Below are 12,757 nucleotides of genomic sequence, written 5' to 3'. Positions count from 1 at the left end.
ATGGATGATTCTTTCCCGGTTACTTTAGAAGAATGGAATGCTGAACTAGTAAAGATCGTCTTTCTTGAGTCTTCGCATACGGGCTCGACTTTAAGCCGAATTGATACTACGGGACGCATTTTTGAGCAACTTGCAGGTCCACGTAGCAAAGAGGATGCTAAGCGAAGTTTCCTGATTTCGTTTGGAAAAAAAGCGTCTAAAATCCAGGATGCTCTCAGGGATGAGTCACAATTAGACATTTTAGCGCAAATAAAAGGATACCCTACTTATTTTGCAATTTTATATTTAACATTACTTGCTGCCAGTGCTGATGATGAAACACATGACGAAGGAGATTTTCGGGTTCGATTTTCTGTGCTGCTTGGCTTTGATAGAAATAAAAAATTTGTCTTTACTGAATTACCCAACTTATGGGAAAGGTTAGAAAGATGGAGTAGTAAAAGACAGAACTGTACCCGTTTAATCTTGCCAAGGCCATCAAAACATGAAAGATTGATTGGGTATTCCAAGAGAATTGCTTTTCCCTGCTACAAAGATGAAGTCTTTTTACGGAATATACTCATCGATAATAACTTAGATAACCATTCAACTTTTGAAGCAGTTAATAAGGTAGTACATCAATATATATCTTATTTTAGTGAAGTTTTTAACCAAGAATTTATTGAGTTCAGAACATTACTTTCAAAGGCTGCCATGCGGCAGGCCTATGATTCTCCTTTTTGGGGTGCTGTTCGTGATATCACTGTACATACAGAGAGAGAACAACTCAAAGAGAATGGTAAGTATTGTATTCACATGGAGTTTAATGATTCAGGTAATCCAGAGATTTATCTTCTCATGGATGACGCTGCTGCTACAGCCTCAGAAATCCAGCATTATTACTCCTTGTCTAATGAAATAGAGAACTATGATAATATATATTACGAACGAGATATAGGCACCACATTAAACTCCCTAGATTTATTATTAAAAAAACGGAAGGGTTATTTCTATAAGTCACGAGTGGGAGTCGCACTGCGGTCTGGGTGTTTGCCGCTTTTTCGTGATGATTTTTTTCATATTAGTTCAGAAGGAGAATATTATGATAATTCTCCAATCTATTTAATACTTCATCATAAATATGCAGACAGTATTTTCACTGTCTTGAAGAAGGTTGGCGAAAGAGTACAACGTCGGGATATTAAATCTACCAAATGGTCGATAGTTTCTTCCGATGAAGTTGGCAGGCAAACGCTGGATAAGATAGCCCGTTTGTTACCAGAAGAAGCCCGTCGTTTTCTAATACAGGGATGGCAGCCTGCTCGACCTCGTATGTCAGGTGCAGCGCGATTTGGGCAGGCTATACTGCTTAACCCTGCCAGTACACCGATAATTCATATGCCTGAAGTACTAAGAGGATGCTATGTCATTAGCAATAAAGACGGAGAAGAATTAACTCATGGCTCTCTATCTCGGGGGGCTGAAGGATTATTCATTCCACCAGAGAAGTTGATGGAAATATCTGGTCAGGCATTTTGTCGCTATGAACTTACGTTAGAGCATTCAGATATCCCAGTAAATTTAGATGTACACGTGTTAGATCACGCGCCTTACGCCACCTATTGTAAAATTACAGAGCCACATGATTGGCTTACTGATGGACCATCGGGAGTATTAATGGCGTTAGGGGATACGGCAGTGATCCCCCCACTGAAACGCGAAGAAATAACACTATTGAGTGGTGCTCAGATGTTATGGCAGTATGAAAATTGCCTTCCTGTAACATGTCAGTATACCGAGTTACATGATATACCCGCAGCATTTGACTGGCTCGCTGAGGCGCTGGCCTTGCGTTTTCAACGTCGTAGCACATTGCCTTTTAGTGAATTAAAACAACATATTGGAACCCTGTCACAGGTAACGAGGATACCCGAGTGGCAATTGCGTCGCATGCTCTTTGCCGCTGGCTGGCTTTGTGTAGTACAACGACGCCATGCGCCATATTCGTTAGTCTCATTGGCTGAAAGAACCATTTCCATTGATGTCACTGAGCAGGGAATTGTTGCCCGAATTCTGGGGATGTTTACAAGAAGTGAACGTAATCTTCTCCAAGAAGCACTTAATAACGATGAGCGAATAGGGCGTCGGTTGGTTGAGGATAAAGGTTGTTCAATGGGTTGTATTGAATTGCATCTATCAGCCAGAGAGCGGGTTCATGCTTTCATTGAACAGTTTGGGTTACGTTTGGTTAGTCACGACGATTTCCCCGTAAATGCTTTGAGCGGAGTATTGCTGCCGCTGTCTCAAATGCAGTTTATCCCGGCTTTACCCCCGGAACTCCATGTGTCGCTATGGCAAGCTGAAAAATACCAATGGTCAGAAGAACAGCGGCTTACTCAAACGGCTAATAATCTATTGATACGGTGTCAGGAAAAACAGCGTTATCGTTATTTTATTCGGCAGAACACCGGATACTGGCAAACCGATAGCTTCTCCTGGGCATTAATGGCTCAGATGATATGTTCAGGAGAAACGGTTGGCGTGCAAAAGGGCGATACTGACTGGTGCTGGTCAACGAAAATCTTTGCGTTACCGCCCTCCATTTTACAGTGGTGGATCCATGTTGCCCGTGGATGCTTGTCGATAACAGATAATGGTGGTTACTTATTTGCAGGAGGGAAATTTCCACTCTGGGACAATGTAATGGTCTTCCCTTCCTGCCAACGCGCGTTGGAACGACGGAACAGAGCGCTGACAACACGCAAGCTGCGTAGAACCTTACAGTAATTTTACAGAATCAGGTGGTTCAGGTGGTAAGGAGAACGTTTAACATGGCTAACAAGAAAAGTATTATTAGCGACCGGCTGGGCCAAATGTACAGCTTCGGTACAGAATCCCATGAATTGATCAGATGCTTGCAAGAGTGCAAGCAAAGGCTCACCAGAAATGGCGCTAAAGCAGATAATTTACCGAAAGGACCAGAGAAAAGGTTACATTTTCTCCGTACGTTACCACCTAAGGCCAAACTTGTTGTGTCTGATTGGCTTCGTGAAAATTTAACGTTTTCTGAACAAAATGACCCACAAATTGTTCTTAGAGATCTGCTAGAAGCAGAAAGTAATGCGGAAGATATTGAACTCTGTAAACCGTTATGGCGCACTATTCTAGGATTCTATATTTCTTCTGACTGCCCTGAAATTATAACGAAATTCCTGAATGGTGAAGAAATAGATTTACCCCAACATGGTGTATCTGACTCTTCGACAATTAATTTCATTGATGAAGACATTGAACATTGTGCCTTAATTAGTCAGGGTAAAGAAATTCCTAAGCCAGAGCGCACTATTCCGCTGTTTGTTGGGGGATTGGTTGACGCACTCAGGGGAACGCGAACAGCCGATAATCGATGGCGGACAAAGCTGTCAGAACATTCTTTACCGATGGCGCGAAAATTGGGTGAACTTATCGATCAGTTTGAAGCCAGTTACGACCTTAAAACAATGGATGGTACCAGTGTAATACAGGCTCCTCCCGTTGTTTCCAAAGAAATCGACAGTTCGATGGACGAAGTTATATTCATTGGAAAAGTGTTAGCGTTAACCGCGACCGGCGCTTTTTTTGTTATGCCGATTAGTCTGTTAATTAATGGCAACCTACGAGACCTCCCGGAGGAACTGGTAAAAGATCTTTTCCCCCATGGAGGTGAAGCCATTGGTTTTGAAAGCTATTTCAGTAAAAAATTTACTCGTGGTGAAATAGCAATATGGAAAGCCCGATATCAGCCGTCTGATAAACCCGCGCAGTATGTTATTACTGACTACCTGTCGCGCGTTTATCCTGTCGTTGCGCTGCCTCATGCCTCTGATGAGCCTGATGCTGTCAGAGAATGGTTACTGACCCGCTACCAGCCGCAAAACGATACGGCGGTCATTTTTCACCTAAGTGATGGTGTATCCCTAAGATTACCGGGTGACTTGTCTGATCCTAAAAAATATGACTTTGATATGCCACTAGAGAGTTATCGTCAGGTTCCTCAGACACTACTTGGTACTCATGCCCTCAGGGTGATCACTGAACTCCCTCAGGTGAGTAAAAAATATGATTGCGCTGAAGCCAGCACATGGATCAAACGCCTGCTTAAACGAACTGATTCAGCAAAAGATTTCCCTCAATTCAGTAAAGGGCAGCTACAAAATTTAACCCATTTTATTGCTGAACATGAGTCTGATAATGAGGCATCCTATCTTCGTGCAGTATCTCACCTAGAACAGATAGCAGATACAAGATCCTTTCTTAACGATACGACTCAACAGTTATTGGCTTTACCTGAAGTTGAAGCGCAAATTAATATTGAGAAACAAGAAATACTGACTCGTTACGAAGAAGAACAGTACCAGATTAAACAATCAATAAAGGTATTATCTGAAAAGAAAATACAGCTTGAAAATGAAATCGACGACCAGAAGAAAAAACTGAAAAAAGAGACCGATCGTATTAATAAAGCGCTACGTCAGCAAGAAAATGAACTGGAACAACGGATTAAAAAGACCTTCGAAGCTGCATCTCAAGCGGGAATTGAAACGCTGGCCCAGACAGCGTTACTGCGGGCGATAATCAAAAATGAAACAGTGCAGGAACAAGCTGCCCAACGACGAATAGCACCAGAATCTGTAGCCGAATCAGCAAATTCTAATTTTCCATTAGCAGAGACGAATGCCCTGACTCGCAAACATCAACTATCATCGGCTATCGAAAAACAGGCTCTGGCGACGGGACTAAGTGAATCTTTATTATCCAGCCTGATTGCTGCTGCGAGTGTTACACCCGCAGTCGGATTGATGGGAAAACAGACGAAAGAGACTATCGCCTCACTAGCGAACCTCTTAGCCGGGAATGTTTGGGGAGAAGTATCGGTACATAGCGATCATTTTAGCTTCAGTGATTTAATGAACTCCCCCACATTGATCCGCTTATCCGGCGATACTAATACCATGACGCTAGGCGATTTTTTGACCCATCAACAAGAGGCAGGGCTGGCGAGCATCGTTGAATTGCGTGGTTTTAACCGCACTCCTCCAGAAACGCTGCTACCTGAACTCCAGGAGTGTTTATTCAGAACTCGCCATCCTGCCGCATGCAGTTGGACGGATCGGCGGCAGGCTCTACGACATTTGCCCATCCGACACCCGATACTTTTTTTACTCACATTCACCACCGGGAAAAGCACGTTTCCATTACAGGCTCCTCTTGCTTACCAGTTACCCCTGTTTCTTGCAGAAAATATATGGTCGGATGAGCGGACATTTGAGCAAAATACTGACATCACGCCTTCTCGTATTACCCTTGAACTATGGAAGACAATCTATGTGGACAAGCCCCAGCCAGAGTACCAAGCTTGTGCGCCAAGGGAAGTACTAAAAGCAGCGCTACTCTCTTTACTTCCTGATGAACAAGCACAAGCTGTTGCCCGTCTGGCTTATGGCCTAGGCCGTAGTACGGCACAAGATATTGCGACCACGATTGACGCTCTTGCCCCGGAGTTAGGGCCATATGTTCAGGAAATGACTACCGGTGAATCTGCAAGCGTACTTGAGACCCTTTTCCAGTTATAAGCAAAGGATTAATGATGAATAACCCACTGGAAACATTTGAATCAATAAGAGATTTTTATATTTCGTACCTTGAAACGGCCTTCCGTATTGGTTCATCAGACATACAGACTGAACGGCGAGCGTTACTGGAACAGCAAGGGACATTATGCGCCGATCTATTTCTTGAGCCGATGCCCCGATATCAGAACTATGGCTTAACTATCAGTGAATTACGAAATGATGCTCATGGTCAGACATGGTTGCCAGGGTTTAATGTGCAACAAAGGGCGGCATTCATCGACCTCTGTTTAGGTGGACTTCTGCCCCGCAATAAAACGGATTCAACTAAGGGACGTTTTAATCTTTATACCCATCAACTGGACATGCTGAAAAGAGGGGTACAGCCAGGGAAACCGGGCATTGTCACCTCCGGAACCGGCTCCGGTAAAACCGAATCATTTTTACTGCCGGTTCTGGCACAAATCGCGAAAGAAGCCACCGGTTGGCCTCAAAGTCCTGCGTTGAAGCACTGGCAACCGTGGTGGCATAAGGTAGCGGATAAACAGCCCAGCTTCATGCGCGAGCATGAGGCCGCTGCACGTCCGAAAGCGGTACGCGCGCTGATCCTCTACCCGATGAATGCCCTGGTAGAAGATCAACTGGTACGTATGCGACGGGCACTGGATTCTAGGGAAGCTCATGGTGTCATGGATGAGCATTTTGGCGGCAACCGAATCTTTTTTGGGCGTTATACCAGCGCAACTAAAGTAACTGGCTGGCTCAAACATCCCCGACTCAGTGAAGAAAAAAATGAGAAAAAGCGCGTGGCTAAAAAAATCACTGAGCTACGTGAGTATATGCACTTAACGGAAGAGACCCATCAGGAGGCGGTACGACAAGCGCAGCAGGACAAGGATAACGAATTATCGTTTAATTTCCCCCGAACCGCTGGCGGAGAGGTTCTCAGCCGCTGGGAAATGCAAAAGACACCGCCCGATATTCTGATCACCAACACCAGCATGCTCTCAACGATGTTGGTTCGCGAGGTGGATGATCCTATTTTTGAGCAAACTCGACAGTGGATTGAGCGCGATCCTGATGCCTATTTTTATCTTATTCTTGACGAACTTCATCTACAGCGAGGAACCGCCGGTACTGAAGTCAGCTACTTACTTAAACATTTAATCAACCGGCTAGGGCTGGATCAGGATAAACACCGACACAAATTGCGTATTCTGGCCTCCAGCGCCTCTTTACCCGTTGAAGGGTCTGAAGGTGATCAAAGCGTCGAATATTTATGGGGGATGTTTGGTCAGCGGGGATTATCTTCAGGTGCCTCTTCCAGCGACTGGAAAGAATGTATTATCAAAGGTGACACCCTTCCCCCGGGCAATATGTCTCTTTTCCAGGGGGATCTGGAGGTGTTTTATCACGCAGTGCTTAAGTTACAGCAAGCACCACTTACCTCATTACAACACTGGCAGAATGTCGCCCGCAGCATGGGAATGACAGCCAGTGATGCCTCTACAGAACAACTAGCGCAACGTGTCGTTTTACAGGCAGCCAACCTGCTTGAAAGTGGCTGCTATACGGACGATCATTATCCGAGAGCTACGTCAATCAAAATGCTTAGTTCACGCCTTTTTAACGCCCAACCCCATAGTGACAAAGCGCTCCAGGCATTAATCTGGTTACGCTCGACTGAGGGAGACTGGCCGCAATGGTTTTCACATGCCTTTCCTGATGATATCGGTGCGCCACGTTTCCGCGCTCATGCTTTTTTGCGCGCTCTTGAGGGGTTATATGTCGCGCCATTGCCCGTCCCCAGCGCTGCATCTGCGCAAGAAATTAATCACAGATATTTTGGCGATCTTACCGTGGAGTCTGGCTTACGTTACGGCAAAGATAAAAAATCACGGCGTGTCGAATTACTCTATTGTGAATGTTGCGGTAATCTCTTTTTGGGGGGTAAACCTTCGGTCTTTTCCGGTTCAGAAAGTCGAATTGAACTTTTACCCAACGACCCTGATACGGAACAACTGCCGGAACACGCAAAATCAGTCATGGTTGAACGCCGATCTGCTGAAGAATACGCGCTATTTATGCCCGTGGTCGAACGTTTCTGGCCGAAAGGAGATGAGGAGCTAAACAGCGACAATGACAATACTTTTGGTACTTGGGTAAAAGCCAGCTACGATCCATTTACCGCCACTATTCAACACCCAGTATCGCTCTTAAAACCGCTACCGGAAAACCATATCGCGGGCTGGTTCTATTACGTCAAACCCGGTGAATTTGCCTCCTCGGAAAGAGGCCAGTCATCCAGCCAGTCACCGGGAACGGCACTACCTTTTCAGTGTCCGGCATGTGGTACATCCTACAAATACGGCAAAGGTAAGCTCTCCCCTATCCGTAGCTTTCGCGTCGGTTTTTCGAAAACGACACAGCTACTGGCCAGCTCGCTAATGGCGGAACTACAGCGATCGGGTAACCGTGAGCAACTGGTAACGTTTTCAGACAGTCGTCAGGATGCTGCCAGGGCGGCGCTCGATCTGGAATCGGGTCATCATGACGATGTCAGACGAGAAATTGTTGTCCATTCGCTACAGTCCATTGCGGCTGATAAACTGTCCCATAGCCAACTAAAAATACGCCAGGCAGAGATAGAGAACCGGAACAAGACACTGATTAACCTCAACGTAAGGTCGGATGAGGAAGAAGATGAATTGGATCAACTTGCTGATGAACGCAAGAAAATAAGAGGGTTATTATCAAAGCCTGAAGCTGACAGCATACCTCTACGTGAAATCCTCGAACCTGAATCACCGGATGCAGGTCAACCTCTTGGCCTGCTGTTAAGGGCGCAGGTAGATGCAGGTATTCACCCTTCCGATCGTACTGGCATCGCGCCTGTTCCCGATCCTGAAAAACATGAAGAAGGCACGCTGACCTTTGCATGGCAACAGCTCTTTGAAAAGAACGCGCAGGGGACGTGGTGCTGGAAGGCGCTTCCATCCTATGAAGAGAACCTGCTTGTGGCACGACAGGAGATTTCACGCGATTTAAAACGGCTGGTGGGGGAAAGCGTATTCAGTAAAACCTACTTCGCGCTTGAAGAGTCCGGTTGGGGTTATCCCTGCCTTCCCATTACCGGAAACGACTCACGGGAACATCTCGCGATTTATGACGCAATGTTTCGTGTGTTGGCGGACGCGTACCGGGTTACCCCTTCACAATATACAAAGCCAGAAACCCCATGGAGTTCAGCGCGCGATGTCAATCGTAGAAACCGTCTGTACCGCTTTACGCAGGAGATATGCCAGCGTTCAGGAGGCGAGCCTTTATCTTTAATTGATAGTTTTCTCCGGCGACTGGAGCTGGCGGGTCATCAGGGCGGTATTATTGATATTGGCAAAATGCACTTTCGGCTGGCGGAACCTACCGATCGCGTCTGGCGCTGCTCTCGTTGTGGACGTATACACATGCACACCGGCGCGGGAATCTGTACTCGCTGCTACTCTCCTTTACCAGAAACGCCGTGCAGCGAGGCAAAAACGCTCCAGATGCAACACTATCTTGGCAAACGTCTCTCACATTCTTCTGGTATTCACCGGATGCGCTCAGAGGAACTGACTGGAATGACCGAAAATCCGGCGGCAAGGCTACGCCGGTTTAAAGGTATTCTGATTGCCGATGACGATGATATTTTACCGGAAGGAATGAAAGATTTTGAGCCCGATCGAGATCTTGACCGGGCAGCTCGCGTAGTAGATGTGCTTTCCGTAACCACAACCATGGAAGTGGGCGTGGATATCGGTGATTTACGTGCGGTATTTCAGGCCAACATGCCGCCACAGCGCTTTAATTATCAACAGCGTGTCGGACGTGCCGGACGACGTGGACAAGCGTTTTCATTCGTATTAACCGCCTGTCGCAGCAAGAGTCACGATCTGTTTTACTTCCGCTATCCGGAAAAAATTACCGGCGACCTCCCTCCGCCACCGTTTCTGACCACAAAGCTGGAAATGATCTGTCAGAGACTGGTACGAAAAATCTGGCTGGTGTCGGCATTCAAATGGTTAAGGCAGCAAACGGAAAAAGCCGATCACCCATGGCCGGTTGACGACTACGCACACGTCCCTGATAACCACGGTGAGTTTTTCCCGGTGCACTGGCTGAAAGACAACCAAACGGACTGGCTGCCAAAAATCCGGCAGGCTATCGAAGCAACCATCCTGGCGCGCGATGAATTTGCCCGGACCAGCACACAGCAAAACCCCCATTTGTTCCAGAAAATTATTCAGCCTTTGACGCCGGAACAGCTGATTCAGGATATCAAAGCCGTACTGAACGACAGCGCGATGGAGGCGAAAGGGCTGGCAGAAGCGCTGGCGGAACACGGTAAATTCCCAATGTATGGCATGCCGACCCGATCACGCCTTTTGCTGACAAGGCCTGTCAGCACAGGTGAAAAAGAAATTGAATTTGCCAGCATGGATCGCGATCTGGATATTGCGATACAGGAATTTGCCCCCGGAAAAATTCTGGTTCAGGATAAACGACGCTACTTTACAGCAGGTTATAGTGGAATGCTTAAACAGAACAGAAAAAATCCACGATCATTTTATTCAAATGCCTGCGAACCGGGTGAACTCAGAACAATGACCGCCTGTCCGGTGTGCAACATCTGGGCACCGGCAAACTCTCTGGCCACCGAATGTACTATCTGCGGTGCCCTTATGGAGAAGGCAGAGCGCTATCAATGCTATGTTCCTTATGGATTTATCACCACGCTGGAACCAAAATCGGCCAAAGAGGATTTTGATCAGATCCTGACCACAGCCAGTCGTGTATCAATTGCAGAAGCCTACACTTTTTCTGCAACGCCAGAGCCTGATGTTAATGTGGCGATACAGCTTCAGCCACAAACGTGTCTGCACCGCCTGAATCGGGGAATTTATACCGATAAAACATGGCGTGGTTTCAGCGCAACACAGGGGAGCCTATCGGTCCCTTTCAGAAAGGAGGGGACTTACCAGCCGCTTTGGGCGAACCGGGTTTGGATGGATAGTCAAATTATTGAGGCCGACTTGTTAGTTAAAAACCGCTTTACCGATCGGGGAGAAACCCGAAATACATTTTATCTTGCAGCGCCTAAAGTGACTGATCTACTTGCACTGATGGTTGCCCAAACCCCGCCGGGTCTCCGGCTACAGTATTCCACTCTAACTCCGGCATTCAGAGCTGCTGCGCTCTCGGCGTCTTTTATCATTGTTAACTATGCATCAAAAGAGCTACTGGATATTGATCCTGAAGAAATCGAAATTCTGGAACCCCGCGTTCAAATGCTGAAAAACGGTAAGTCGGTACCGGTTCTGCAAATGGCCGATCGCCTGGTTAATGGTTCAGGGTTATGTGAACGGCTACAGCAGAAGGGCGCATCCGGTTCTCTCATTATCCTTGAGGTCATGAAGAATATTTTAAATAACAAAACGGCCTACCCGCTGGCTGAGTTCCTGCAATCCGATCATCGCGAACGATGCTTTCAAGGGTGTTATCACTGCCTGCACCGATACGGAAACCAGCCGTATCACGGATTGCTGGACTGGCGTCTGGGACTGGATGTTATTCAACTTCTTCTGGATCAAACCTATAGCGCCGGGCTTAACGGTGATTTTACCTCTCCGGGCGTGGCTGACTGGCCGGTAAATGCCCTACGATTAGCCAAAGAGGCCGCTTCGCTATACAGCGACAGTGACGTAAAAGTGATGGGGAATATACCCTTGATACGCACCGGGGCCGAGCGCTGGGCCGCCGTACTACATCCCTTCTGGGACCCCGATGCTGCATTTGCTGCAAACCCCGAACTTGAGGCATTTTCATATGAGGTGGACGTAGACGCTACGAATACTTTTGCATTGTCCCGCCGAATGGGGACTGAAATGGCAAAATTACGGACTCAGGCGTCCTCATTTCAGGAGTGATGATGCAATGAATGAAATGACGCTATCGCGTACTCGTCCGGTACTTCCTTCGCTGTTGGGGTGTTTCGCCGTTTGCCCGGCGAAATACCTGCTGGAAAGTGAAGCCCATTCTTACGCTCGTTTACCGCTGCATCCGGGAGTGATTCTGGGCCAAGTAATACATCAACGCGTCAATTCAGTGATTCACAGGGAGGCTACTTTCGAGAATTATACTCTCAGGCAACTGGAAAATGATTTTACGATCGCGCTGGCAGCCAATCGACGCGCCGGGCCGGTAGCAAACTGGATATATGACCGTCACGGTGTTGCCGGGCTGGTGTCGCGCCAAATGCTTGTTACCCAGATCCGCTACGTAAGATCGCTTCCGCCGCCTGTTTTCGTAAAAGGGATTCCTGCACATGAAAAAACATTACCCGTTGGCCGGGAGGTTATGCTGACCAGCAATGATTTCGATATGCATGGGCGGGCCGATCTCATATATCAGGAGCGACCCGATCGGTTAAACGTAGTTGATTTTAAAACCGGAAAGGTAACAGACGAACAAAACCAGCCGAAAGAAGCAAACCTGTTACAGGTTGCGGCCTATGGCATAATGGTAAAAGAGCGAGCACCTGATATAAACATTGGGTTAGTTCTGACGGGGAGCCGTGATAGCTGGGAAGGGACACTGAATACAGACCTGATTGAAAGGGTCACTATGATTATCAAAAATATTAATCGACTTTTGCCACGAAATATCCCACTTTCAGTATATCAGCTTGCTTGTCCTGGCACGTACTGCTCCCATTGTTCCTGCCGTTGCTCGTGCCCCGGTTGGACAGAACAGCTACGCAAGCAGATGCAACCGTCTCTTTCTGATTATCAGCATGGCGGAATCGATATCAGCGGGAAATTACTTGAAGTGGAAAGCGACGAGCATTTTCTTACGCTGAAGATCCTACTACCCGATAGTTCAGTTGTTAAGGTCTTTCGTGTGCCTTCCAGCATCATCTCAGAACCAACGGAAATAACAGGAAAAAAAATCGCACTGTACGGATTAAATACCTTTAGCGAGACATCAAAAGAATATTTTCCCCGCAACTTCTATGTCATCAATATGCAGGATACAAGAAGATCGGCGTTTCAGTTTCACTGGCAAAGTGAAGGAAATAATTAAATCTGGGGAAAACGCTTACCTTAAACAACGCTTGCTGTTCCTACCCG

Annotated in this window: 4 protein-coding genes; all 4 read left to right on the top strand. The window is 46.9% G+C overall.

Annotated features, from left to right (window positions below; genetic code table 11):
• Genes GC090_RS12190 through GC090_RS12175 form a run of 4 tightly spaced genes read left to right on the top strand, consistent with a single transcriptional unit; the run spans position 1 to position 12,710 of the window.
• Positions 1-2,766: a hypothetical protein gene (locus GC090_RS12190; RefSeq protein WP_324019906.1), complete on the top strand. Its 2,766-nt coding sequence runs from the start codon at positions 1-3 to the stop codon at positions 2,764-2,766.
• 44 nt (positions 2,767-2,810) lie between these two features.
• Complete coding sequence (locus GC090_RS12185) at positions 2,811-5,591, top strand: kinetochore protein (protein ID WP_324019905.1); 2,781 nt, start codon at positions 2,811-2,813, stop codon at positions 5,589-5,591.
• Between the two features lie 14 nt (positions 5,592-5,605).
• Entirely contained in the window at positions 5,606-11,554 is a 5,949-nt protein-coding gene (locus GC090_RS12180) for a DEAD/DEAH box helicase (RefSeq protein ID WP_324021593.1), read from the top strand.
• A gap of 7 nt (positions 11,555-11,561) precedes the next feature.
• On the top strand, positions 11,562-12,710 hold the full coding sequence (locus GC090_RS12175) for a PD-(D/E)XK nuclease family protein (protein ID WP_324019904.1): 1,149 nt from the start codon (positions 11,562-11,564) through the stop codon (positions 12,708-12,710).
• Positions 12,711-12,757: the final 47 nt, after the last annotated feature.

Source organism: Pantoea sp. JZ29 (assembly GCF_035190385.1).
GTDB classification, from domain to species: domain Bacteria; phylum Pseudomonadota; class Gammaproteobacteria; order Enterobacterales; family Enterobacteriaceae; genus Pantoea; species Pantoea stewartii.
The sequence above is the reverse complement of the archived record's forward strand: the minus strand, read 5'-3'. Positions and strand labels throughout refer to the sequence as shown.

What these genes read in the sequence shown, in the direction of transcription:
- GC090_RS12190 (WP_324019906.1), top strand. Translation starts at nt 1, where the DNA reads ATGGATGATTCTTTCCCGGTTACTTTAGAAGAATGGAATGCTGAACTA.
- GC090_RS12185 (WP_324019905.1), top strand. Translation starts at nt 2,811, where the DNA reads ATGGCTAACAAGAAAAGTATTATTAGCGACCGGCTGGGCCAAATGTAC.
- GC090_RS12180 (WP_324021593.1), top strand. Translation starts at nt 5,606, where the DNA reads ATGAATAACCCACTGGAAACATTTGAATCAATAAGAGATTTTTATATT.
- GC090_RS12175 (WP_324019904.1), top strand. Translation starts at nt 11,562, where the DNA reads ATGAATGAAATGACGCTATCGCGTACTCGTCCGGTACTTCCTTCGCTG.